The organism is Nocardiopsis sp. NPDC050513, from assembly GCF_044457925.1.
Taxonomy (GTDB): Bacteria; Actinomycetota; Actinomycetes; order Streptosporangiales; family Streptosporangiaceae; genus Nocardiopsis.
This window is the reverse complement of record NZ_JBITHK010000008.1, coordinates 246,458-270,758: the sequence shown is the minus strand read 5'-3', so window position 1 is coordinate 270,758 and position 24,301 is coordinate 246,458. Positions and strand designations below refer to the sequence as shown.

Below are 24,301 nucleotides of genomic sequence, written 5' to 3'. Positions count from 1 at the left end.
CGAGGAACGGTCGGTCCGTCCGGGCGAACCGGGCGGACCGACCGTTCCGGGTGTGGACGCCGGACCGCGCACCGATGCGGGTGGGGGAACCGCCGGTCCCGTGGCGCCGCACGGCCCCGCCGACGCCTCCGCGGTGCTACCTCGCGGTGCCCCGGTGGACGAGCGCACGAAGGAGTGCGTCCACCGGCCCCCGGCGGCCGGTGCGGTCCATCCACGCCGCGACGCCGACGGCGAGCAGCCACACCGCGAACGCCGTGCACAGCGCACCGAAGGCGCCGACCCGCGTGCCCAGCCCGCCCAGGTCCGGATGCAGGACCACCGCCACCAGCACCGAATTGGCCAGGTAGAAGGTCAGCGACCGCTGCCCCACGGCGGCGACCGCCCTGACGACCGGACCCCGCCGATCACTCCACCGCAGGCCGAGCAGACCGAACACCGCCGCGTATCCGGCCCCGCCGAAGACGCCGGTGAGCACCTGGAGCGCCAGCACCAGTCCGGTGGACGCCGCGCCCGGGGACAGGACGCCCACGGTGACCAGGGCGGCGGGCAACGCCCCCAGCACGGAGACCGTGACGCCGACCACGGCGACACGGGCCAGCAGCGCACGGTGCGCCCCGGGATCGTCCAGGAGCCTGCGACGACCGGCCCAGAAGCCGAGCACCACGAGCAGCAGCAGCGGGTAGGCGAACGCGATGAACAGCGGGGTGAACGGCACCCCGGACAGCCGGGCCGTCCAGTCGTCCGCCGTGGTGTAGCCCGGCAGTCCCCACTGCGCGGCGTCCTCGCCCTGCCCGCCGGACGCGACCGCGAGCATGCCCAGGGTCACCGTCACCGCGTAGACCGGGGCCAGGACCGCGACCGCGCGGGTGATCGCGCGGTCGGAGCGGAACAGCAGCCAGCCCAGGACCAGCCCGGCCAGGCCGTAGGAGGCGAGGATCTCCCCGGGGAAGACCAGGAACGCGTGCACCGAGCCGAACAGCAGGAGGTAGAGGCTGCGCCGCCGCATCAGTCGCCGCGCCTCGCGTTCGCCGGTCCCGGCGTTGAGCTGACGGGCGACGAGCCAGCCCATGCCGTAGCCGTAGAGGATCGCGAACATCGGGAAGGCGCGGTTGTCCAGGACGAGCACGGTCAGGAACCGCGACGCGTCGTCCAGGGGTGAGGACTGCTCGGCCGCGGCGCCGAAGGACACCCCCGCGTACACCCCGGCGTAGGCCATGGCGATCAGCAGCAGCATCGCCCCCCGTGCCAGGTCGGGTGCGAGTTTGCGCTCGGCCGCGGGCGTGGCGCCGCGGGGCGTCGGAGCGGGTCGGGTCATCGTGTCGCCCTTTTCGTCGTGTCGTGCTCGGTCCGCCCGACTCTAGAACCCGTCGAGGTCACTTTCTGTCCTAGATTCAGCGGCGGGCGGATCGGCCGGCCGAGGAACCGGGTCGGCGTCGCACGCGTCCAAACAGACAAATCCCCATACTCAACACATTCGGGGTGCTATGCGCAGTCTGTGGAACCTGATCCCCCTTCCCGCTTTCCTCCGCCGCGCCGATACGGTCGCGCCCATCCCCTGCCCCCGCTGCGCGCCCGCGCCCGCCGCCTCCGCTCCGGTCGCCCCCCGGTCCGGAGGCCAGCCGTTCACCCCCGCCGAGTGGGGCCAGGTGGTCCGCGTCGCGGTGATCGACAAGATCGACGAGGTCCTGTCCGAGAGCTACGCCCTCCTCGCCGTCCACACCCTGAGCGAGCCCGCCGACTCCCCGGACCTGGCGCGGATCCGCCGCATCCGCACGGGCCTGACCGCGCTCGCCGAGGACCTCGGGCCCCGCGCGCGTACGGTCGGGCCGGGCGAGCGCGACTGGATCGAGTCCGAACTCCTGCCGACCGTGCTGAGCGCGGAGACGGAGATCGGCCGCCTGTTCGCCGGGCTGCGCTGAGCGCTTCCCGAGACTCCCTTCCGAGCCGCGACCGCCGCCCTCCCGCCGGCGGAGGACCGCGACGGCACAGTCGCCCCGGGAAGGGAGACCGGCGTGGTCCCGTCCGAGGAGGCGTCGGCGAGGATCCCCGTGGACCCGGCGCCGCCCGGGCCCGTCCACCGGCCCGGGCGACGGGGCCTGTGGACGACGCTCCGCCTGTCGCCCGCGGCCGGTACTGTCGAGCCGTGGCAGATCTTCCCGACGTTCCCACCCTGCTCGACGCGGCCGTCGACGCCCTGGGCGGCAGCCCCCGCGAGGGCCAGTCGACCATGGCCGGCGCCGTCGCCGAGGCGGTCGACCGGCGCGAGCACCTCGTGGTCCAGGCCGGAACCGGCACCGGCAAGTCCCTGGCCTATCTCGTGCCCGCGATCAGACACGCGATGGCCGCGGAGAGCACCGTCGTCGTCTCCACGGCCACCATCGCGCTCCAGAACCAGCTCATCGACCGCGACCTGCCGCGCCTGGCCGCCGCGCTCGCGCCGCTGCTGCCGCGCGAGCCCACGTTCGCGGTCCTCAAGGGGCGCCGCAACTACCTGTGCCGCAACCGCCTCAACGCCGCCGGCGACGAGGCCGAGGACGCCGAGCTCTTCGACCCGCGCCAGCTCTCCTCGCTCGGCCGCCAGGTCGCCCGACTGCACGAGTGGGCCGAGGACACCGTGAGCGGCGACCGCGACGAGCTCGCCCCCGGCGTCAGCGACCTCGCGTGGCGCCAGGTGTCGGTGGGCGGCAACGAGTGCGTCGGCGCCCGGGTCTGCGCCTTCGGCCAGGAGTGCTTCGCCGAGTTCGCCCGCGAGGCCGCCCAGGGCGTCGACGTCGTGGTCACCAACCACGCCATGCTCGCCATCGACATGACCCAGGGCCGCCACATCCTGCCCGAGCACGACACGATCATGATCGACGAGGCGCACGAGCTCGTCGACCGCGCCACCTCCGTGGCCACCGAGAGCCTCACCGAACGCGCCGTCACCACCGCCGCCAAACGCGCCGGACGCCTCGTCGAACCCGGGATCGGCGAGCGGCTCGCCGAGTGCGCCGACGGCCTCGGGCTGATGCTCGCCGACGTGCCCGACGGCCGTCTCGACCACATCGACGACGGTCTCGCGGGCGCCGTCGCCGCCGTGCGCGACGCGGCGTCGGCCTGTGTCAGCGCCATCGGTCCCTCCCCCGGGGAGCTCGACCCCGACACCGCCTCCGACCGCCGCCTGGCCCTGTCCGCCCTCGGGGAGGTCCACGACGCCGCCGTGAGCGTCCTGGAGTCCTTCGAGCCGGCCCTGCGCGACCGCACCGACGTCGTCTGGCTCACCCGGAGCCCGTCCCGGCCACCCTCCCTCAACGCGGCCCCGCTCGGGGTGGGCGGACTGCTCCGCGAGAAACTCTTCGGCGACCGAACGGTCGTGCTCACCTCGGCCACCCTCACCCTCGGCGGCTCCTTCTCCGCCCTGGCCCGCCAGTGGGGCCTCGGCCGCGAGGTCGCCGAGGAGGCCGCCGAGCGCGCCGCCGCCGGGAAGGCCGGTCCCGCACCGGACCAGGCCCCCGACCCCGACGACGACGGACCGCACCGCGCCGCGGGCGAGCCCCGCTGGCGCGCGCTCGACGTCGGCTCGCCCTTCGACCACGCGCGCAGCGGCATTCTCTACGTGGCCACCCACCTGCCGCCGCCGGGCCGGGACGGTCTGGCCGACGCCTACCTGGACGAGATCGCCGAGCTGATCGAGGCCGCCGACGGCCGTGCGCTCGGACTGTTCTCCTCCATGCGGGCCGCGCAGAGGGCCGCCGAGGAGCTGCGCGCACGCCTGGAGCACCCGATCCTGTGCCAGGGGGAGGACTCCACCGGCCAGCTCGTCCGCCGGTTCGCCGAGGAGGAGCGGGCCTGCCTGTTCGGCACCCTGTCGCTGTGGCAGGGCGTCGACGTGCCCGGATCCTCGCTGCAACTGGTGATCGTCGACCGGATCCCGTTCCCCCGCCCCGACGACCCGTTGGCCTCGGCCCGCCAGCGTTCGGTCGCCGCACACGGCGGCAACGGCTTCCTCTCGGTGGCCGCCACCCACGCCGCCCTGCTGCTCGCCCAGGGCACCGGTCGGCTCCTGCGGTCCACCGACGACCGCGGCGTCATCGCCGTCCTCGACCCGCGACTGGCCACCGCGCGCTACGGGGGGTTCCTGCGCGCGTCCCTGCCGCCGTACTGGGGGACGACCGACCCCACGGTGGCCCGGTCGGCGTTGCGGCGACTGTCCGGAACGGCGGAGACGGCGCCCGCGGCGGGCTGACAGAGAGCGGTCGGGCCGACGACGTGCGGGACGGGTGGTCTCCGCGGGCCCGGTCCCGTTCGTGAACGCGGCTCGCGGGGGCCGTCCGTTCACGGGGGAGCCGCCGGGCCGGAGGCCGCCCGCGAGCGGGTGGCGCCGCGCTCGGAGGTTCCCGTGGAGGGGTGAGCCCGTGCGCCGGGGCCCATGGGGGCGGTGCTGCTGCGGGTGGATCCGCGGGACGGTCCCACGGGACGGGGGAGGGCGACCGGAGGGGAAGACCCGTCCGTCGCGGGCGCCTTCCGAGTGTGCCGGGGGACGGGGCGGCCCGAGGCGCGGGCGCGCACACGGTCTAGCGGCGGTCCCGGAAGCCGAAGAGGCGGATCGCGTAGCCGGGGGAGTCGTCCTCGGGCTCCTGGATATACCAGCGGTCGTCGTGCTCGCCGACCAGGAGTTCGTTCCACATCATGTCGATGAGCTTGAGCCGGGACACCACCGAGGCCGCGGGGTCCAGCACGATCGAGTAGGTCTGGTCGGTGAGCCGCTGCGTCACCATCCCCACGGACTGACCGTCCCAGATCGCCGGGACGGGGGCGTGACCGACCTCCACCCCGCACAGCCGCAGCTGCTCGACCTCCTCGTCCAGCGCCTCGGCGGCCAGGGCGCCGTCCAGCCGGAGCGCGTCCTCGAGTTCGTCGCGGTCCACGTCTGCGCGCAGGTAGGCGTGGTAGGTGCGGTAGCCGCACGTGCGGCACTTGCGCCAGACGACGCAGCGGGCCACGCCGTAGGCCGACTGGGCCTCGCCCACGCTCTGGTAGTCGCTCACCTCGCGGATCATGCCGCACTCGCAACACAAGGCAGTGAGATCCTGCTTCATCAGAGTCCCCCCTCCCAGGCGAGTATGCGATGGATGACGCCCGTTAGGGAACCCGTTCGGCGAGGAAGTCGCGGCAAGGTGTCGTCATCAATGCCCAAAATGACCCGGTCGGGGGTTTCGACCGGACCCGGGCCGGAAGGTCGCCGTGTCGGATCTCATTCGTCCAGGGACAGCCCGCGCTTGTTGCGGGCGCTCCAGTCCCGCATCCGCTGCGGGTACCCGACGATCTGGACGTCGTAGGCGGGGGTCGCCAGACGCCCGGCCACCTTGCGGATCACGTCGGGGGAGCCGCACCGGCGGCGGATCCACTCCCCGTCGGTGGCCACCGCCACGGCCGTGGTCCGGGTGGCGAAGGTCTCGGGTTCGACGAAGAACTCCACACCGACCCGGCTCTTGGCGAACTCGATCAGCGCCTTGATGTCGTCGTCCTCGGCGGCCCTGTCGAAACGGGCCTTGCCCTTGCGGTTGGCCTTGCGCAGTCCGAAGCGGTCTCGCCATCCCATCGGCGCTCATGTCCTCACGTGTCCAGCGGGCGGATCGGCCCCGGTGTCGCTCCCGGAGCCCGGGGACATCGCGGCTCGGCCCGATTCTAGTCACGCGGCCGACCGCCGGTGGGGCGCAGATACCCCGGAGCGCACCGGTTTCACGCGTTTTCCGGACAGGGGAGTCACCGCGCTGCTACTTTCTGTTCGCACGCGGCGTGATAGGGGGAGTCATGATGCCGATGTGGTCATGGGCGGGGGAGACCGCGCGTCACCTGCGGTCGGTCGGTCAGGTCGACCTCGCCGAGGCGGTCACGAGTCTGCCGCAGCTGTGCGAGGCGGGGGAGGCGGTCCGGGTGGAGGCCGTCGCCCGCTCGGCGCTGCGCACGGCCCGACGGCTGGTCGCCGAGTCGGGCGGCGACCGCGCCGAGGTGCCGGGGGTGCTCGGCCCGCCGACCCTGCTCTTTCTCGCGCACTGGCCTCTGGCGGTGCGGGTGGGCGCACTCGCGGAGGGGCGGCGCGCTCTGGAACACGCCACGGCCGCGGCCGACGGCGTGCCCGATCCGCGCGCGCACGGACCGCTTCCGGTGTCCGCCCTGGAGACGCTCGTGCGCTGCCACGCCAACGTCGACGCGGGCGGCACCACCGCCGAGCGCGGCGAACTGCTCTCCTCCCGGCGCCTGGCCGGATGGGAGCAGTCGCCCGCCTGGCCCGCCTTCTGCCTGGCCCGGGCCCAGCTGTTCATCGACGAGGGCAGGCCCGACCGGGCCGAGGCCGACCTGCGCCGCTACGAGCACACCGCCACCGGTCCCGCCCTGCTCGGAGCGGAGGGAGTCTTCACCCTGGTCCGCGCGCTGCGCCACCAGGACAAGCACACCGACGCCCTGGAGGCGCTGGACCGGTTGGAAGCCGAGATCGCGCTGGCGCCGGACGCCCACGGCGGACGCCGCGTCGCCTTGCGCCGCCTGGCCCGCTTCGAACGCGCGCGGCTGCTGTCCTGGCTGGCGCGCCTGGGCCTGTACCCGTCCCGCGACGCCATCGTGCCCCTGCCGACCGTGGAGGAGGCCGAGGCGTACCCGAGCCTGCGGCCCGCCTGGGTGGAGGCCGTGGAGAACCTCGTCTGCCAGGGCGCGGTCCGCAACGACTGGCGCCTGGGCGTGCGCGTCACCACCTGGTCGCGCTACTTCGAGCGGGTCGGGGCACCGCGCCGGGGCGCCGAACTGGCCCTGGCCGCCGCACGGCTGGCCGCGGGCCGGGGCGCCCGCTGGGTGGCCGCCTGCTCGACCCGGCGCGCCGAGCGCCTCATCGGGGAGCTGGGCGCCACCGAGGAGATCACCGGGGACCTCGACGAGGTCCGCGCCATGGTCGCCGCCATGCCCCCGGTCCAGCCCCTGGCGCCCGCCGACCGGATCCTGGAGTACCTGCGCGCACAGCCCGCGGAGGAGGTCGACCCCGAGCGCCAGGCCGAACAGGTCAACGCGGCGCTGTCGGACGTACCGCACGACACCCCGCTGCTGTCCGCGCTCGGACAGGTGGGCCGCACGCTCATGCTCTCCGACGCGGCCACGGAACCGCAGTGGCGCCACGTCCGGGAGCGTCCCGGCGACCAGCGGGCGGCCCTGTCGCTGCTGGAGACGCTGATGCACGACAACGACACGGCCGGGGTGCGCGATCTGGTCCGCACCCTCGCGGCGGGTGCGCTGCACGCGGACGACTACCGGACCGCCCCGGAGGTCGGGGCCGCGGCGGCCAGCGCCCGGCCCGCCGGGTAGGCCAGCGCCGCGGCGGGCAGCCTGGCGGGGCGACCGCTGGCGAGCACGGTCACCCGCCCACGCCGATCGCCCGGCGGGACGGCGCCGATCCGGCGCAGGGTCTGCGCGGCGACCGCGTCGGCCGCGGTGAACGTCCGGGCCGCCGGGCCCAGCGCGGCCGTGACGCGCTCGTCCACCAGGTCGTAGTGCGTGCAGCCCAGGACCACCCCGCGCACGTCGTCGGGGGTGCGGGCGACCGCGTACGCCACGGCCTCGTCGATCAGGCGCGGGTCGGCCGACTCCACGGCCTCGGCCAGACCCACGCACGCCACCGGGGTCACGTCGACGTCGGCGGCGAAGGTCTCGACGAGCCGACGCTGGTAGGCGCTGTGCGTGGTGGCGGTCGTCGACCAGACGGCGATCGGCCCCCCGGCCGCCACCGCGGGCTTGATCGGCGGAACCGTCCCGATCACCGGGATGTGCGGCTCGAACTCGGCGCGCAGATCGGCGAGCCCGTGCACGGAGGCGGTGTTGCACGGCACGACCACCGCGTCCAGACCGTCCGCACCCGCGGTCCCGCCGGCCGCGCGCGCTCCCGCCAGCGCGCGCCCGATGATCTGCGCGGGCGTGCGAGCGCCCCACGGCATGTGGTCGGGGTCCATGGACAGCACGAGGTCGGCGTCCGGTCTGGCCGCGTGCAGGGCGGCCGCGGTGGACAGCATCCCGATGCCGGAGTCTACGAGAGCGATGCGCACGGTAGCCGATTCTAGTCGCGGCCTCCCCCCGGACCGCCCTCGCGTGGCCCACGCCACAGCCCGGAGGTTTCGCGCACTCCGCCCAGGTCGGAGACGCCCGTCGGCGACACGTACGGAAATGGGGTGGCACCGAGGCATTACTCGTAGGTAGAACTGAGGGCATCGGCCCGTCCCCGCTCGCGCGGGCCCGGGTCGGACGACACCGTGCGGCACGAGCCGAGACCGGAAGCGGGAACATGGCAACTCGACAGCAGGGGACGGACAGGGCCACCGGAGAGCGGTCGGGACTGGCGGCACACATCGCGGCGGTCCAGCGCCTGCGCCGCGAGTACCGGGCACTGCCCGCGGACGGGCCCGTGCGACTGGCCAAGCCCACCTCCAACCTCTTCCGCTTCCGGGAACCGGCCACCGCCCCACCGCTGGACGTGTCGGCCTTCTCCGGCGTCATCTCGATCGACCCGGTGGAACGCCTGGCCGACGTCGGCGGGATGACCACCTACGAGGACCTCGTCGCCGCGACCCTCCCGCACGGGCTGATGCCGACGGTCGTCCCGCAGCTGCGCACGATCACCCTCGGCGGGGCCGTGACCGGCCTCGGCATCGAGTCCTCCTCCTTCCGCAACGGACTCCCGCACGAGTCGGTCCAGGAGATGGAGATCCTCACCGGCGGCGGCGACATCGTCACCGCCACCCGCGACAACGAGCACGCCGACCTGTTCCACGGCTTCCCCAACTCCTACGGCACCCTCGGCTACAGCCTGCGCCTGCGCATCGAACTGGAACCCGTCTCCCCCTACGTGCACCTGCGCCACCTGCGGTTCCACGACGCGGCCGAGGCCATGGACGCGCTCGCGCGGATCTGCGCCGCCGCCGAACACGACGGCCAGCCCGTCGACTTCGTGGACGGTGTCGCCTTCGGCCCCGACGAGCTCTGCCTCTCCCTGGCCCGCTTCACCGACCAGGCGCCCTGGGCCAGCGACTACACCGGCACCGACATCTACTACCGGTCCATCCAGCGCCACTCGGGAACCGGCCCCGGCGACTACCTCACCGTCCACGACTACCTGTGGCGGTGGGACACCGACTGGTTCTGGTGCTCGCGCGCCTTCGGCACCCAGCACCCCCTCGTCCGGCCGCTGTGGCCGCGCTCCCTCAAGCGCTCCGACGTCTACCGCAGGCTCGTCGCCTGGGACCGGCGCACCGACTTCTCCCGCCTGCTCAACCACTACCGGGGCAGGCGCCCCCAGGAGCCGCTCATCCAGGACGTCGAGGTCGGCGTCGAGCGCGGCGCGGAGTTCCTGGAGTTCTTCCACACCGAGATCGGCATGACCCCCGTGTGGATGTGCCCCCTGCGGCTGCGCGAACCCCGGCCGTCCGGGGCGGGCGAGGGCGACCACGTCTGGCCGCTCTACCCCCTCGACAACGACCGCCTCTACGTGAACTTCGGGTTCTGGGGGCTGGTCGACATGAAGCCCCGCCAGCGCCGCGCCCACCACAACCGCCTGGTGGAGGAGGAGGTCGCGCGGCTCGGCGGCCACAAGTCGCTGTACTCGGACTCCTTCTACGCCGAGGACGAGTTCTGGCGCCTCTACAACGGTCCCGCCTACGCCCGTCTGAAGGAGTCCTACGACCCCGGAGGACGGCTGCTCGACCTGTACGCCAAGTGCGTACGCAACCGCTGACACCGCACAGACCGGGCGGTCCCCTCCAGGGTCGCGTCCGGGAGAGGGAGGACGAGAACATGCGGCTTGCCGAGATCTTCGAGCGGGTCGTCGGTCCCGACGCGCCCATCCGCTTCACCGCCTACGACGGCAGCTCCGCCGGGGCCCCCGACTCCGACGTCGCCCTCCATGTGCGCACGCCGGTCGCCGTCAACTACCTGGCCCAGTCGCCGAACGCGGTCGGTCTCACCCGCGCCTACGTCTCCGGCCATCTGGACGTCGAGGGCGACATGTACACCGTCCTGCGGCGGATGTCCGACTTCGTCCTCGCGGAGGGGGTCAACCTGTCCTTCGGCGACCTCGCCGCCGTCGTCCGGTCGGTCGGCTGGGTCAAGTTCGTCAACCGTGTGGCCCCGCCGCCGCAGGAGATGCGCCGGGGCAGACTCGCGGGCCTGGGCTGGCGGCACTCCAAGAGCCGCGACGCGGAGGTCATCCACCACCACTACGACGTGTCCAACGACTTCTACGAACTGGTCCTGGGCCCGTCCATGACCTACACCTGCGCCGTCTTCGACGAGGAGGACGGCGCCCTGGACCGTGTCGGGCGCTTCGAGGGCGCGCTGGAGAGCGCCCAGTTCCGCAAGTACGAACTGGTGTCGCGCAAGCTCGGCCTGGAGCGCGGCATGCGCCTGCTCGACGTCGGCTGCGGTTGGGGCGGCATGGTCATGCACGCCGCCCGCGAGCACGGCGTCAAGGCGCTGGGCGTCACCCTGTCCAAGGAGCAGGCGGACTGGGCGGCCAAGCGGATCGCCCAGGAGGGGCTGTCGGAGCTGGCCGAGGTCCGGCACATGGACTACCGGGACGTGCCCGACGCCAGCTTCGACCGGATCAGCTCGATCGGGCTGACCGAGCACGTCGGCGCGCGCAACCTGGACTCCTACTTCGCGTCGCTGCACGCCAAGCTCGTCCCCGGCGGCCGTCTGCTCAACCACTGCATCACCCGGCCGCGCAACGACCTCAAGCCCCTGGACCCGAAGGGCGTCATCAACCGGTACGTGTTCCCCGACGGCGAGCTGGAGGGGCCGGGCGCCATCCAGACGGCGATGAACGACGCCGGGTTCGAGATCCGCCACCAGGAGAACCTGCGCGAGCACTACGCGCTCACCCTCCGCCACTGGGGCGCCAACCTCGAACGGAACTGGGCCGAGGCCGTCGCGCTGGTCGGTGAGGGCACGGCCCGGGTCTGGCGCCTGTACATGGCCGGATGCGTGCTCGGCTTCGAGCGGAACGTCGTCCAGCTGCACCAGATCCTCGGCGTCCGACTGGACGGCACCGACGCCCGCGTGCCGCTGCGTCCCGAGTTCTGACCGCTCCGGTGCCCCCTCCTGTTCGCCGGGAGGGGACACCGGCCCGTCAGGCGCCCGCGGCCGGTCCGGTGACGGCATGATGGAAGCCGTCACACCGGCCCGACGCACCGTGAAGGGACCAGCCAGTGTCCTCCGACGAGAACGCGCCCCAGAGCGACGAGTCGCCCGCACCCGACCTGCCCGACCACGTCAAGCACACCGCGATCGCGCTCGTGGGCGCCTACGCCGACCGCAACCGGGACGAACTCGAGGAGGCGGTCCCCGGGGCGGCCGACGCCGTCGACGACGTCCTGTCGGAGCTCAAGGTCATCGCCGCCTTCCTGAGCCGCCGCGTCCAGCAGACCGGTGTGGTGTGGAAGCCCGCGGACTCGCGGGAGGCCGTCGCCCGCACGGTCGCCGAGATGCTCCCGCCCGAGCTGGAGTTCGCCGTCAGCACCACCTGGGAGGCGCACTCCGTCGGTGAGGAGGAGGCCGCCGAGCGGATCTCCCAGGGCGACCCCATGGTCTTCGTGCACATGCTCGCCGCGTTCAGCGCCGCCATCGGCCTGGCCGTGTACCGGCGGCCCGAACTGGTGTCCACGCTCCGCCAGGTGACCGGGCTCGCCGAGGACTGACGGCGTTCGCGCCTACCCGCCGGGCCACCGTCTGCTCACGACTCGGCCACAAGGGCGCGTTGTTTACTTCACATTGGAGGCTTCATTACGTAGGTTTCCTACCATCCCCCTGGGGGCCCTCGAATGGAACGGGAGGCGCGCCGATGGCACGCAGACGGACCCACACTCACGTTCAGATCCCCACCGCTGCCCTGGCCCTGGCCCTCACCGCGACCGCCTGCGGCGTCGGTACGGGCGGCGCCCCCGCGGCCGACCCCCTGGTCGTCTGGATCATGGAGGGCACCAACCCCGACGCGACCACCTACTTCGAGGCCGCCAACACGGCGTTCACGGAGCGGACGGGCGTCGAGGTCGAGGTCGAGTTCGTGCCGTGGAGCGACGCCCAGAACAAGATCTCCACGGCCATCGCCGGAGGCACGGTGCCCGACGTGGTCGAGCTCGGCACCACCTTCATCCCCGAGTTCGCCGACTCCGGCGCCCTGTACGACCTGTCGGCCCACATCGACGACCCCTACCTCTACACCCAGAGCATGGTCCGCATGGGCCAGATCGAGGACCGGATCTACGGTGTGCCCTGGTACGCGGCCATCCGCTCGATCGTCTACCGCACCGACCTCTTCGAGGAGCACGGCCAGGAGGTCCCGGAGGACTGGGCCGAGCTGCGCGAGACCGCCATCGCGCTCTCCGAGGCCGAGGAGGACATGATCGCCTTCCCCGTCCCGGGAGACGCCCAGTACTCGGTCATGCCGTGGATCTGGGGCGGCGGCGGCGAGCTCGCGGTGCGGGGACCCGACGGCACGTGGGAGTCCGAGATCGACAGCGAGGGCGGCCGTGCCGGAATGTCCTTCTTCACCGGCCTCGCCCTGGAGGACGGAGTGTCCACCACGGGCGCGGTGAACTGGAACGAGATCGACGTCATGGAGGCCCTGGCGGAGGAGCGCGCGGTCATGGCGATCTCCGGCAGCGCCAACCCCAAGGCGATCCTGGAGTCCAACCCCGGTCTCGAGGGCCGTCTGGGCGCCTTCCCCATCCCTGGCAGGGAGGGGGGCTACACCGACTCCTTCGCGGGCGGATCCCTGCTGTCCGTGTTCGCGGGGACGGGCCAGGAGGAGACGGCCTGGGAGTACGTCGCACACCTGACCGGGGACGAGTTCTCCATCCGCTGGTCGGAGGAGACCGGCTTCTTCCCCGGGCGCGCGGCGGCGGTGCGCACCTTCGCGGAGTCCGAGAACCCGCTGGTCCGACCGTTCGCCGTCCAGCTCGAGGCGGCCAGCCGCGGAACCCCCGTCACCCCGGCCTGGGGTCGGGTGGAGGCCGAGAAGGTCATCGTCGCCATGCAGCAGGACATCCTCAACGGCGACGCCAGCGTGGAGGAGGCCACCGAGCACGCGGCCGACGAGATCGAGCGCATCCTCAACGGGGACTGAACGTGGGCACACCGGTCGGAATCAGTGAGGCGCGGCGGCGGACCGAGCGGGTCGGCCGCGCGGCGGTCCCGGCCCCGGCGCGGCAGCGAAGGCGCCGCCGGGCGCCGCTCCTCAGCGGGGGCACCCGGCGGGCGCTCCTGCCGTGGGGGCTGCTGGCCCCCGCCCTGACGGTCATCGGGGTGCTCCTGCTCTTCCCCCTCGGGCGCGTCGTGTGGTTGTCCTTCCGGGATTTCCACCTGCGCAACCTGGTCACCGGAACCTCGGAGTCCGTCGGCCTGGACAACTACGCGGCGCTGCTGGGCGACCCGTACCTGTGGCGCGTCGTGCTGCCCAACACGGTGGGGTTCGCCCTGGTCGCGGTGGTCGCGACGGTGGTGCTGGGCACGCTCGTGGCGCTGCTGCTGTCCACCCTGCGGCCGCTCCCGCGCGTCGTCGTCGTCTCGTGCGTGATGGTGGCCTGGGCGATGCCCGCCGTGAGCGGCACGTACGTGTGGATCTGGATCTTCGACGTCGACCACGGCATCGTCGCCCGGGCACTGACGTCCCTCGGAGTCCTGGGCCCGGACGGGTACAACTGGTTCGCCGACCGCCTGTTCTTCTACGCCGTCGTCACCCTCAACGTGGTGCACAGCGGGTTCCCGTTCGTCGCGGTCACCGTGCTGGCGGGGCTGCTGACCGTCCCGCGGGACCTGCACGAGGCGGCGATGATCGACGGCGCGGGCGCCTGGCGGCGGTTCTGGCACGTCACCTTCCCCGTGCTCCGCCCGGTGTTCGCCGTGGTGACGGTCCTGTCCACGATCTGGGACTTCAAGGTGTTCGCGCAGATCTACCTCATGCCCGGCGGGGACGTCGGCGGTTCGGAGATGCTCAACCTCGGCGTGTGGGCGTACGTGCGCTCCTTCGGCCACAACGACTACGGGACGGGGGCGGCTGTCGCGGTCCTGCTCACCCTGCTCCTGCTGGCGATCACGGTGCTGTACCTGCGCGCCCTGTTCAGGGAGGACGAGCTGCGATGACGGGGAGGACGACGCCGCCGGGGGGCTCCGGGCACGCCCGGTCAGGCGAGTGCCTCGATGAGTTTCGCGCGGACCCGGCGCCAGTCCACGGCGGCCAGGGGCCGGTGGTCCAGGTCCTCCAGGACCGCGTCCATCGTGCGAAGGTCGTAGGACCCCAGGGGGCGGCCGTCGTCGTGGCTCCGGTTCACGAGGTTGTTGACGTACACGAACAGGCGCTGGCCGCTCGGGTCGGCGAGCGCGTGGCGCACGGCGCGGTCGCGGAAGCGCGCGTCGTGCGGGATCCAGCTGATGACGACCTCGGTGGGGGAGGGCCCGACGGACTCGTTCACGGCGTCACGCCACCGTTTCCGACGACCACGTCGACACGGCCATCACCCCTCAACCGTCATCGGGGCGCCGTGAGCACCCCCGCACGAACAGAGCAGGATTCTAGCCCTCCCCCTTCCCCGGCCCGCCACCCGACCGGGTCCGGCGGCGGACCCCGGTGAGAGGAGCCCCGATGCGTACGAGCACGGCCGTCCGGAGCACGGCCAGGGCCCTCGGGGTGGCGGTCCTGCTGGCCTTCACCCTGTTCCCCGTCTACTTCATGCTGGTCAGCGCGTTCTCCGATCGGAGTACCTCCGGGACCGGCGCGCTGCTGCCCACCGATCCCACGTTCGGCAACTTCGCGTACGTGATGACCGAGGGCCAGTTCTCCGTGTACCTGCGCAACTCCCTGGCGGTCGCGGGCATCACCGTGGCGGGGGCGTGCCTGCTGGCGCTGCTGGCCTCGGTGGCGGTCGCGCGGTTCCGGTTCCGCTTCCGGACCACGGTGCTGGTGCTCATCCTCGTGGTGCAGATGGTGCCGCTGGAGGCCCTGGTCATCCCCTTGTTCCTCCAGGTGCGTGACCTGCGGATGCTCAACACCGTGCTGGGGTTGGGCGTGGTGTACGTGGCGCTGTCGCTCCCGCTGGCGGTGTGGATGATGCGCGGTTTCGTGGCGGCGGTTCCCCGGGAGGTCGAGGAGGCCGCCTACATCGACGGCGCGTCGTGGCCGCGCATGTTCTGGTCGGTGCTCTTCCCGCTGGTCGCCCCGGGCCTGGTGGCCACGGCCGTCTTCTCCTTCATCGTGGCGTGGAACGAGTTCGTGCTGGCCCTGACCTTCATGCAGCAGAGCGACAGGTACACGGTCGCGGTGGGCCTGCGTCAGTTCTTCGGCCAGTACGCCAACGAGTGGGGGCACGTCATGGCCGCGTCCACGATCATCACGGTCCCGGTGATGGTCTTCTTCATCCTCGTCCAGCGCTGGCTGGTCGCCGGGCTGGTCCAGGGGGCCGTGAAGGGGTGAGGCGCCGCCGGGGCGGCGCGGCGCCCCTCCACCCGGGCGCGGGACGGGCGGAGGGGCGGCCGCGGGTCACCTGAGCTCGCGCTTGAGGATCTTGCCGGTGGCGGTCATGGGCAGCTCCGTGCGGAACTCGACCTGGCGGGGGTACTTGTACGCCGCGAGTCGCTCCTTGGCCCAGTCGACCAGCTCCTGCTCGGTGAGGGCGGCGTCGGCCTCGCGGATCACGAACGCCTTGGCCTCCTCGCCGTGCGTGGCGTGCGGCACGCCCACGACGGCGGCCAGGCTGACCCCGGGGTGGGTCATCAGGACCTCCTCGATCTCCCGCGGGTAGACGTTGTAGCCGCCGCGGATGATCATGTCCTTGGACCGGTCGACGATGAAGTAGAAGCCGTCCTCGTCGCGGCGGGCGATGTCACCGGTCCGGAACCAGCCGTCCCGGATGACCTCGTCGTTGACCTCGGGGCGGTTGTGGTAGCCCTTCATCACGCAGTGGCCCCGCACGGCGATCTCGCCCTCGTTCTCGGCGTCGTTCCACTCGGAGTCGATCAGCTTCATCTCCACGCCCCACACGGGCAGGCCGATCGAACCGGTCTTGGCCCGGACCCGGGGGTTGTTGAAGGAGACGACGGGGGAGGTCTCGGACAGGCCGTAGCCCTCCTTGATCTCCACGCCGAAGGTCTTGGCGAAGTCCTCGGCGAGCTGGCCGGGCAGGGAGGAGCCGCCGGAGCAGGCGTCGACGATGTCGCCCGCGATCTTCTCCAGGTCATAGGTGCCGGGCTCGGCGGCCTGGACGGCGTTGAGCAGGCCCCAGTACATGGTGGGCACCCCGGCGAATCCGGTGACGCCCTCCTTGTCCATGAGTCTGAGCGCCTCGTCCGGGTCGAAGCGCGGCATGAGGACCAGGGTCCCGTGCCGGTACAGGGAGGCGTTGAGCATGACCGTCTGGCCGAAGATGTGGAAGAGCGGCAGGACGGTGAGGGCGACGTCGCGGCCGTCGGGGTGGGCGTTGACCAGTTCGGCCGAGATGATCGCGTTCGTCATCAGGTTGTGGTGGGACAACTGGGCGCCCTTGGGCTGACCCGTGGTGCCGCTGGTGTAGATGATGACGGCGGTGTCGTCGGCGTTGGCCTGCACCGTCTCGAACGTGCCGGGCTGGCCGTCGAGTGCCTTCCACAGGGTCTCGGCCCCCTCGACGGCGGACTCGGTGGCTCCGGCGGTGGCGGGCAGGTCGATGTAGGTCTCGCAGGTGTCGACCTGCTGGAAGGCCTCGAAGGCGCGCTCGCCGAGGGGGAGTTCGGGGGTGCCGGTGAAGGCGAAGAGCGCCGTGGCTCCGGAGTCCTCCAGGTGGTAGGCGATCTCGCGCGGTGTGAGGAGCACGTTGAGGGGGACGACGACGGCTCCGGCCTTGAGGGCGCCGAAGTAGACGAAGGGGAAGTAGGGAAGGTTGGGGCTGGCGAGCGCGACCCGGTCGCCGGGGCGCACACCGCGTGCCACGAGGAGGTTGGCGACCTGGTTGGCGATCATGTCGGTCAGGGCGTAGTTGAGGCGCAGGTCGCCGAAGACCAGGCATTCCTTGTCGGGAACCGATCGGGCGCCGTCCTCCAGAAGCACGGACAGGTTGAGCATGGGGGCCTCCCGCTACGTGTGAGTGACGGACCCAGGTGTGGTCTGGGTCTCGTGGTCTGCGTCACGTGACGGCAGAGTAACAAACCAGCTGGTCGGTGTGGAGGAGTAGGTGCGATTGAAACCTAACAGTGTTCGGAAAACGTGATCCGGGCGCCCCCGTCCATCGCCCCGGAGCCGGGACGCGGACCGCCGCGGAGGCGGGGCGCGAGGCCGCGGCCCGTGGCTCGGCGCGGCCGTGGCCGCGGGCTGTCCACAGGGAGGCGAACGGGTCCGCGGCCGAGGGCGGGTACCGCTAACCTGGGAACTGCACGCGTGGACGCCGGGCCCGACCCGGCACGTCCGCGTGCGACCGACGTGAGAGACCGGCTAAGGAACTTGCAGCGATGACAGCGGTAGACGGCGACCAGAAGACGGGCGACACCTACGACGCCCGCGCCCTCCAGGACAAGTGGCAGGCGCGCTGGGCCGCTGAGCTTCCGTTCCAGGCCAGCGAGGACCCCGGCGACACCCGGCCGCGCAGCTACGTGGTCGACATGTTCGCCTATCCCTCCGGCGACCTCCACATGGGCCACGCCGAGGCCTACGCCATCGGCGACGTCATCGGCCGCTACCGCTTCCAGCGCGGCGACAACGTCCTGCACCCCATCGGCTGGGACTCCTTCGGCCTGCCCGCCGAGAACGCGGCGATCAGGAACGACTCCCACCCCGCCGAGTGGACCTACGCCAACATCGAGACCCAGGCCTCCTCGTTCCGCCGGTACGGCATCGGCGTCGACTGGTCGCGTCGCCTGCACACCAGCGATCCCGAGTACTACAAGTGGAACCAGTGGCTGTTCCTGCGGTTCTTCGAGCGCGGGCTGGCCTACCGCAAGGACGGCCAGGTCAACTGGTGCCCCCAGGACCAGACCGTGCTGGCCAACGAGCAGGTCGTCCAGGGCCGGTGCGAGCGGTGCGGCGCCGACGTCGTCCGGCGCAGCCTCAACCAGTGGTACTTCAAGATCACCGACTACGCCCAGCGCCTGCTGGACGACATGGACCAGCTGGACGGCGGTCGCTGGCCGGACGAGATCCTGGCCATGCAGCGCAACTGGATCGGCCGCTCCGTCGGCGCGGACGTCCGCTTCGCCATCGAGGGACGCGACGAACCGGTGACCGTGTTCACCACGCGGCCCGACACCCTGTACGGAGCCACGTTCTTCGTCGTGGCCGCCGACGCGGACCTGGCCGAGGAGCTGTGCGCGCCCGAGCAGCGGGAGGCCTTCGACGCCTACCGTGCCGAGGTCGCCAAGCTGTCCGACATCGAGCGCCAGGCCACCGAGCGGCCCAAGACCGGTGTGTTCCTGGGCCGGTACGCGGTCAACCCGGTCAACGGGCAGCGCATGCCCGTCTGGGCCGCCGACTACGTGCTGGCCGACTACGGCCACGGCGCGATCATGGCCGTGCCCGCGCACGACCAGCGCGACCTCGACTTCGCCCTGGCCTTCGACCTCCCCGTCAGGGTGGTCGTGGAGACCGGTGAACCCGACCCGGCCGAGACCGGTGTGGCCGCCGCGGGCGAGGGCACCCTGCGCGACTCCGGGCCGCTGGACGGTCTGGCCAAGACCGACGCGATCGACCGCATCATCGAGGTGCTGGCCGAGCGCGGCACGGGCGACGCGGCGATCAACTACCGCCTGCGCGACTGGCTGCTGTCCCGCCAGCGCTACTGGGGCACCCCGATCCCGATCGTCCACTGCCCCTCCTGCGGTGAGGTGCCGGTCCCCGACGACCAGCTGCCGGTCACGCTGCCCGAGCTCAAGGGCGCCGAGCTGGCGCCGCGGGGCGTGTCGCCGCTGGCCGCCGCCACCGACTGGGTCGAGGTGGACTGCCCCTCCTGCGGCGGCCCGGCCAACCGCGACACCGACACCATGGACACGTTCGTCGACTCGTCCTGGTACTTCCTTCGCTACTGCTCCCCGCGTCTGGACACCGCGCCCTTCGACACCGAGGCGGTCGACACGTGGGGCCCCGTCGACCACTACATCGGGGGTAAGGAGCACGCGACCCTGCACCTGCTGTACGCGCGCTTCTTCACCAAGGTCCTGCACGACCTGGGCATGCTCTCCTTCACCGAGCCGTTCCGCCGCCTGACCAACCAGGGCCAGGTCATCAACGAGGGCCGGGCGATGTCCAAGTCCCTGGGCAACGGCGTGGACCTGGGCAAGGAGATCGAGGCCTACGGCGTGGACGCCGTCCGCCTGACCATGCTCTTCGCCAGCCCGCCCGAGGAGGACGTCGACTGGGCGGACGTGTCCTGCACCGCCGCGCAGAAGTTCCTCAACCGCGCGTTCCGTGTGATGAGCGAGGCGGGCGCGGCCAGCGCGCCGGGGACCGACGCCGCCGCCGGGGACACCGACCTGCGCCGGATCACCCACCGCACGATCGACCAGATCACGACCCTGGTCGAGGCCCGCAGGTTCAACGTGGCCATCGCGCGCACCATGGAACTGGTCTCGGCCACGCGCCGGGCGATCGACACCGGCCCCGGCGCCGCCGACCCGGCCGTGCGCGAGGCGGCGGAGTTCGTGGCCGTCGCGCTGTCCCTGTTCGCGCCGTACGTGGCCGAGGAGGGCTGGGAGCGGCTGGGGCACACCGGCAGCGTGGCCGTCGGCAACTGGCGCGAGGCCGACCCGGAACTGCTGGTCCAGGAGTCGGTGACCTGCGTGGTGCAGGTGCAGAGCAAGGTCCGCGACAAGCTGTCCGTGGCGCCCGACATCGACCCGGCGGAGCTGGAGCGGCTGGCGCTGGCCTCGGAGAAGGCCCGGGGATTCATCGGTGACAAGCAGATCCGCAAGGTGATCGTGCGCGCGCCGAAGCTGGTGAACATCGTCGTCGGCTGATCCGGCGACGGAGGCGGCGGTCGCGTCCGGCGGCCGCCGCCTCCGTATGACGAGCCGGAGCGAGCGACGACCGACAGGGAGGCGGTGGGCGGGTGTCCCCAGCGGGTAGGGCGGGCGGCGCGCTGGTGCGCGGCGTCGTCATCGTGGGCGGCGCGGCGGTGCTCGCCGCGGCGGCGATCGGCGGCGGGCTGGTCCTGGCGGGCGGCGACCCCGACGTTCCCGGGGAGGACGACGTCCACACCTCGGCGCCCGACTGCGCGGTGGTTCCCGAGGACGCGGTGACCGAGGCGCTGCCCGACGCGGTGGTCGAGTCCGCCGAGTCCGGGCCGAGGCCGGGCGGGCACACCACCGTGTGCGCGTGGACCTCACTGGGCCGCGCCGACGCCCCCGGAACGCTGCGGGTGGAGTTCTCCGCGCTGTTCACCGACACATCGGGCGAAGAGCCGGTCTCGGGCGTGCAGCACGCCGAGGGCGCGCTGGCGGCGGTCGTCCCGCACAGCGTCGACGAGGTCGCGCTCGGGCCGGACGTCGCGGCGCACGTGTGGGAGGAGCAGGCGCCGGGCACCGCCGACCTGGTCTTCCAGAGCGACAACCTGCTGGTCAGGGTGGCCTACTCCGGCGTCTCCGGAGACGGTCCGGTGGAGCGGGAGGACGCGCGCGAGGCGGCGGTGCGCGTCGCCGAGCGACTCGTGGAGGCAGTGTGAACCCCGAACACCCCCGTCCGGTCGTCTCCTCGGCCCAACCCCAGAGCCGGGGCTGCGCGGTGGCCGGCGTGGCGGCCCTGGCCCTGGTCGTCGTGCTGGTCGTGGCCGGAGGAGTGTGGTTCGTCGTCAACCGCGACACCCTGGAGTCGGGCGATTTCGACGCCGCGCCCGCGTGCGCGGTCGGGGAGACCGACGTGCTCGACGAGCTGGTGCCCGCCCACACGCTGGAGCTGGAGCAGCCGGTGGGGAGCGAGCAGGACTCGTTCGGCACCGGATGGCAGTGCCGGTGGTCCACCCCCGAGGGACCGGGCGACGCGGTTCCTTCCTTCGCGACCCTGGTGATGGTGGCCGCGCCCAACCCCGGCGGGATCCGGACGGCCGCCGACAACCTGCGGAACACGACCGCGAACCAGGGAGCCGGCCGTGTCGAGGGCATCGGCGACGAGGCCTTCTCGTGGACGGACGCGTCGGACTTCCCGTTCGCCTGTGTGGGCGCGCGGGTGTCCAACCTGTACGTGGAGACCTGCTACGGGGTGGCCGCGGACTACGCGGTCACGCGCGCGGCCGAGCCTGAGCGGGGACTGGAGACGGCCGAGGAACTCGCGCGGGCCGTGGTCGCCGACCTGCCCTCCTGATCCTCACCAGGCCTGGGCCAGGAAGTCCTCCAGGGCCGGGGCGACCTCGGGGGCGAAGGGGCGGTCGGCGTCCAGGACGGCGGCGCCCGGCCGGTCCCGGAATTCGCGGAACACGTGGTCGGCGTCGGGGATGTCGACGCGCTCGGCGTCGGCGAAGCCGGTCATGAGCCGGTCGATGTCCGAACGTGGGATCTGGGCGTCCTCCTCGCCCCACAACACCAGCACGGAGGTGTCCTCGGGGACGTCCTCGGCCAGGTCGACGGGGTCGAAGGCGTCGATCCAGCCGAGGAAGGCCGCGTTCTGCTCGGAGTAGACGGTCTCCAGCAGCGGCGACAGGTCGTCGGGCAGATCCCGTCCGCCGCGCAGGGCGGCCCGTCCGGCCCGTGCGTCGGAGAGCACGGTGACGCTGTCGGTCTCACCGATCCGGCCCTGAGCCTCGCCCACACGGATCCGCTCGGTGAGCTGGCGGTCGATGAGATCAAGGTAGCGGGTGCCGGGCGGGGCGGCGAGCACCAGGGCGGGTGACGTGTCCAGGAGGTCGTGCGCGCGGAGGGCGAACAACGCGCCCTCGCTGTGCCCGACGACGACCGTGCGGTCGGGGTCGACCCCCGGTTGGGCGGTGAGCTGCTCGTAGGCGGCCACGAGTTGGCGGTCGTGGACCTCGGGGTCGATCGGCGCCTCCGGATCCAGGTCGCCCAGACCGGTCTCGCCGCTGCCGAGCTTGTCGTAGCGGAGCGAGGCCACCCCGGCGTCGGCCAGCACGCGGGCGAGGTTCAGATTGGTGTCCGCGTCGGGTCGGGTCTGTGCGTTGCCGTCCCGGTCGGTGGGCCCGCTGCCGGAGACGATGAGGGCGGCGGGAACGGCGCCCGCGGTGTCGGTGGGGGCCGTGAAGGTCCCGAACACCCTCGTGCCGTCCACGGTGAAGGACAGGTCCCGCTCCGAGCCGCTGACCGCGGGCGGGGGAACCGAGGGGGCCTCGCCGGAGCAGGCCGTGGCGAGCAGGAGACCGGTGGCCGCGCCGACGGCCGCGAGCAGGCGTCGGCGACCGGTCACGGGAGAGGAGGTGGCTGTGGACACGCTCCTCAGCGTAGCGGCCCGGCCCGGGAGCCCGCGGCGCCCTCCCGGACCGGCCCGGCGCCGCCTCAGACCCGGCGCATGACGGCGACGACCTTGCCCAGGATGGTGGCGTCGTCACCGTTGATGGGCTCGTAGGCGTCGTTGCGCGGCATGAGCCACACGTGGCCGTCGTCCGCGCGGCGCAGCACCTTGACCGTGGCCTCGTCGTCGAGCAGGGCGGCCACGATGTCGCCGTTGTTGGCCTCCGGCTGCTGCCGGACGACCACCATGTCGCCGTCGGTGATGGCGGCGTCGGTCATCGAGTCACCGACCACGGTGAGCATGAACAGCCGGCCCTCGCCGACCAGCTGACGCGGAAGGGAGAGCACGTCCTCCACGGACTCCTCCGCGAGGATCGGTCCGCCCGCGGCGATCCGGCCGACCAGCGGGACGGCAGCCGCCCGCGAGGCGTCCGCGGTGAACTCCGCCGGGTCCACCTTGGCGCCGGACGCACGGCCGGGCGTGCGCAGTTCCACCGCGCGCGGGCGGTTCTGGTCGCGGTGCAGGTACCCCTTGCGCTGGAGCACCTTGAGCTGATGCGCCACGCTGGAGGGACTGGACAGGCCGACCGCGTCGCCGATTTCCCTTATCGAGGGCGGGAAACCGCGCTCCCGTACGTACCGCTGAATACAGTTCAGCACACTCTGCTGACGCGCCGTGAGTTTGGGGGCGTCGGGCTTCGGCCCGCCCGTGTCGCCCACGGGCGAGAGGACGGTGGTGCTTCCGGGGTTCTCCTCCGGCACGGCCGGGCCTCCTCGGCGTTCGGTTCGGTCAGGGCCGTCTCGGGTGACTGCCCACCTCCGGTCCGCGCCAACGCCGACGAAACCGGAGTGAAATCAACGTCAACATTAGTCGTTGCAGACGGTGATATCAAACAAGCGTTCGAGGCCGTCGATAATGGCCCGCGTGTTTTCGCGGTCAATTACCGGCCTCCACTTACGTGTACACGTGTACTCCCGCCGCTGTCCCCGGAATACGCGAACACGTCGGCGCCGGTGCCGGTGTGGGTCTGGTCTCTCCGGGGCCGCCCGCGTCGCGAACCCCCTGCGTACGCGGTCGTCGGCCATTCCCCGACCCCTGGGGCGCGGTGTTCGGGGGCCGTTCGGCGGTATCCTTGCAACCGGATTTCGGGCGGACCGCGACCCTCCCGCGGACCGTCCGCCGACTCTCCCCGTTCCCTCGTGCGCCCTGACGGACCCGCCCCGTCCGGGTCCGCCGTCCCGTGGGCGGGACACGCTCCGGACAGGTTGCGGGACGCCGCGTGGCGGTCTAGGTTCAACCACAACATCTAGGAGTCGCGGAGGGGCGAAAGCCCAGAACTTGTGGTTAAGTGGACGTACGGGTCGTCGTGAGGAAGCAGGTGAACAGGGATGCATTGTCCGTTCTGCCGACATCCGGACACCCGGGTGATCGACAGCAGGTCCACCGACGACGGGGCGGCCATCAGGCGCCGCCGGTCCTGTCCCGTGTGCGAGCGCAGGTTCACCACCCAGGAGACCGTCCTGTTGATGGTCGCCAAGCGCTCGGGGGTCACCGAACCGTTCAGCCGCACCAAGGTCATCGCCGGAGTGCGCCGGGCCTGCCAGGGCCGCCCGGTCTCCGAGGACGCGCTCGCCAAGCTCGGCCAGCGCGTCGAGGAGGAGATCCGCAGCCGGGGTCTGGCTGAAGTCCCCGCGCACGAGATCGGACTGGCCATCCTCGGTCCGATGCGCGAACTGGACGAGGTCGCCTACCTGCACTTCGCCAGCGTCTACCGCGGGTTCGAGAGCCTCGCCGACTTCGAGGCCGAGATCGCCAGCCTGCGCCAGGACCACCAGGCCGACACGGGGCCGACCAGCGAGTAACACCCTCCAGACGCATTCTCGG

Annotated in this window: 21 protein-coding genes; 13 read left to right on the top strand and 8 right to left on the bottom strand. The window is 72.3% G+C overall.

From position 1 onward, the window contains the following. Positions 1 to 136: 136 nt before the first annotated feature. Entirely contained in the window at positions 137 to 1,315 is a 1,179-nt protein-coding gene (locus ACIBFB_RS17030) for a DUF418 domain-containing protein (RefSeq protein WP_397231043.1), read from the bottom strand. A gap of 169 nt (positions 1,316 to 1,484) precedes the next feature. Between ACIBFB_RS17030 and ACIBFB_RS17025 the strand changes: the two genes are divergently transcribed. Next, on the top strand, positions 1,485 to 1,919 hold the full coding sequence (locus ACIBFB_RS17025) for a hypothetical protein (protein WP_397231041.1): 435 nt from the start codon (positions 1,485 to 1,487) through the stop codon (positions 1,917 to 1,919). A gap of 224 nt (positions 1,920 to 2,143) precedes the next feature. Continuing rightward, entirely contained in the window at positions 2,144 to 4,225 is a 2,082-nt protein-coding gene (locus tag ACIBFB_RS17020; RefSeq protein WP_397231039.1) for an ATP-dependent DNA helicase, read from the top strand. A gap of 328 nt (positions 4,226 to 4,553) precedes the next feature. Here ACIBFB_RS17020 and ACIBFB_RS17015 read toward each other — a convergent pair whose 3' ends face one another. Together ACIBFB_RS17015 and ACIBFB_RS17010 are read right to left on the bottom strand one after the other, a co-directional pair. Beyond that, positions 4,554 to 5,078 carry a DUF6315 family protein gene (locus tag ACIBFB_RS17015; RefSeq protein WP_397231037.1) on the bottom strand — a complete coding sequence of 175 codons (525 nt, stop codon included), beginning with the start codon at positions 5,076 to 5,078 and terminating at the stop codon, positions 4,554 to 4,556. A 155-nt stretch (positions 5,079 to 5,233) separates the two neighbouring features. Beyond that, positions 5,234 to 5,581 (bottom strand): hypothetical protein, encoded by a 348-nt coding sequence (locus ACIBFB_RS17010; RefSeq protein ID WP_397231035.1) that lies wholly within the window; start codon positions 5,579 to 5,581, stop codon positions 5,234 to 5,236. Positions 5,582 to 5,796: 215 nt separating this feature from the next. On the opposite strand from ACIBFB_RS17010, the gene ACIBFB_RS17005 reads away from it, so the two are divergent. Continuing rightward, positions 5,797 to 7,332, top strand: a complete 1,536-nt coding sequence (locus ACIBFB_RS17005; RefSeq protein WP_397231147.1) for a hypothetical protein — start codon at positions 5,797 to 5,799, stop codon at positions 7,330 to 7,332. Here ACIBFB_RS17005 and ACIBFB_RS17000 read toward each other — a convergent pair. Continuing rightward, positions 7,275 to 8,066: a glutamate racemase gene (locus tag ACIBFB_RS17000; protein WP_397231033.1), complete on the bottom strand. Its 792-nt coding sequence runs from the start codon at positions 8,064 to 8,066 to the stop codon at positions 7,275 to 7,277. The genes ACIBFB_RS17005 and ACIBFB_RS17000 overlap by 58 nt on opposite strands. Before the next feature lie 236 nt (positions 8,067 to 8,302). Between ACIBFB_RS17000 and ACIBFB_RS16995 the strand changes: the two genes are divergently transcribed. The 5 genes from ACIBFB_RS16995 to ACIBFB_RS16975 all read left to right on the top strand — a co-directional run bounded on the left by ACIBFB_RS16995 (position 8,303) and on the right by ACIBFB_RS16975 (position 14,151). Further along, complete coding sequence (locus ACIBFB_RS16995) at positions 8,303 to 9,748, top strand: FAD-binding oxidoreductase (RefSeq protein ID WP_397231031.1); 1,446 nt, start codon at positions 8,303 to 8,305, stop codon at positions 9,746 to 9,748. Positions 9,749 to 9,807: 59 nt separating this feature from the next. Then, entirely contained in the window at positions 9,808 to 11,094 is a 1,287-nt protein-coding gene (locus ACIBFB_RS16990) for a class I SAM-dependent methyltransferase (protein WP_397231029.1), read from the top strand. A gap of 125 nt (positions 11,095 to 11,219) precedes the next feature. After that, a complete protein-coding gene (locus tag ACIBFB_RS16985; RefSeq protein WP_397231027.1) occupies positions 11,220 to 11,708 on the top strand; it encodes a hypothetical protein in 489 nt (162 codons plus the stop codon). Positions 11,709 to 11,851: 143 nt separating this feature from the next. Continuing rightward, positions 11,852 to 13,135: a sugar ABC transporter substrate-binding protein gene (locus ACIBFB_RS16980; RefSeq protein ID WP_397231025.1), complete on the top strand. Its 1,284-nt coding sequence runs from the start codon at positions 11,852 to 11,854 to the stop codon at positions 13,133 to 13,135. 137 nt (positions 13,136 to 13,272) lie between these two features. Next, entirely contained in the window at positions 13,273 to 14,151 is an 879-nt protein-coding gene (locus tag ACIBFB_RS16975) for a carbohydrate ABC transporter permease (protein ID WP_397231145.1), read from the top strand. A 41-nt stretch (positions 14,152 to 14,192) separates the two neighbouring features. On the opposite strand, the gene ACIBFB_RS16970 is transcribed toward ACIBFB_RS16975, so the two are convergent. Next, the gene (locus ACIBFB_RS16970; protein WP_397231023.1) at positions 14,193 to 14,480 is read right to left on the bottom strand and encodes a hypothetical protein; all 288 of its coding nucleotides are present in this window, start codon (positions 14,478 to 14,480) and stop codon (positions 14,193 to 14,195) included. 170 nt (positions 14,481 to 14,650) lie between these two features. On the opposite strand from ACIBFB_RS16970, the gene ACIBFB_RS16965 reads away from it, so the two are divergent. Beyond that, positions 14,651 to 15,478: a carbohydrate ABC transporter permease gene (locus tag ACIBFB_RS16965; RefSeq protein WP_397231021.1), complete on the top strand. Its 828-nt coding sequence runs from the start codon at positions 14,651 to 14,653 to the stop codon at positions 15,476 to 15,478. 66 nt (positions 15,479 to 15,544) lie between these two features. On the opposite strand, the gene ACIBFB_RS16960 is transcribed toward ACIBFB_RS16965, so the two are convergent. Beyond that, positions 15,545 to 17,101 carry a long-chain fatty acid--CoA ligase gene (locus tag ACIBFB_RS16960; RefSeq protein ID WP_397231020.1) on the bottom strand — a complete coding sequence of 519 codons (1,557 nt, stop codon included), beginning with the start codon at positions 17,099 to 17,101 and terminating at the stop codon, positions 15,545 to 15,547. Positions 17,102 to 17,484: 383 nt separating this feature from the next. On the opposite strand from ACIBFB_RS16960, the gene leuS reads away from it, so the two are divergent. From leuS to ACIBFB_RS16945, 3 genes are all read left to right on the top strand, one after another. Next, entirely contained in the window at positions 17,485 to 19,980 is a 2,496-nt protein-coding gene (gene leuS, locus ACIBFB_RS16955) for a leucine--tRNA ligase (RefSeq protein WP_397231018.1), read from the top strand. Positions 19,981 to 20,072: 92 nt separating this feature from the next. Next, a complete protein-coding gene (locus ACIBFB_RS16950) occupies positions 20,073 to 20,684 on the top strand; it encodes a hypothetical protein (protein WP_397231016.1) in 612 nt (203 codons plus the stop codon). Next, entirely contained in the window at positions 20,681 to 21,319 is a 639-nt protein-coding gene (locus ACIBFB_RS16945) for a hypothetical protein (protein WP_397231014.1), read from the top strand. Before ACIBFB_RS16950 ends, ACIBFB_RS16945 begins: the two co-directional genes overlap by 4 nt. A 3-nt stretch (positions 21,320 to 21,322) precedes the next feature. On the opposite strand, the gene ACIBFB_RS16940 is transcribed toward ACIBFB_RS16945, so the two are convergent. Together ACIBFB_RS16940 and lexA are read right to left on the bottom strand one after the other, a co-directional pair. Next, on the bottom strand, positions 21,323 to 22,396 hold the full coding sequence (locus ACIBFB_RS16940; RefSeq protein ID WP_397231012.1) for an alpha/beta hydrolase family protein: 1,074 nt from the start codon (positions 22,394 to 22,396) through the stop codon (positions 21,323 to 21,325). Positions 22,397 to 22,461: 65 nt separating this feature from the next. Continuing rightward, entirely contained in the window at positions 22,462 to 23,178 is a 717-nt protein-coding gene (gene lexA / locus ACIBFB_RS16935) for a transcriptional repressor LexA (protein ID WP_397231010.1), read from the bottom strand. 627 nt (positions 23,179 to 23,805) lie between these two features. On the opposite strand from lexA, the gene nrdR reads away from it, so the two are divergent. Continuing rightward, the gene (nrdR, locus tag ACIBFB_RS16930) at positions 23,806 to 24,279 is read left to right on the top strand and encodes a transcriptional regulator NrdR (protein ID WP_397231008.1); all 474 of its coding nucleotides are present in this window, start codon (positions 23,806 to 23,808) and stop codon (positions 24,277 to 24,279) included. The last annotated feature ends 22 nt before the right edge of the window (positions 24,280 to 24,301 follow it).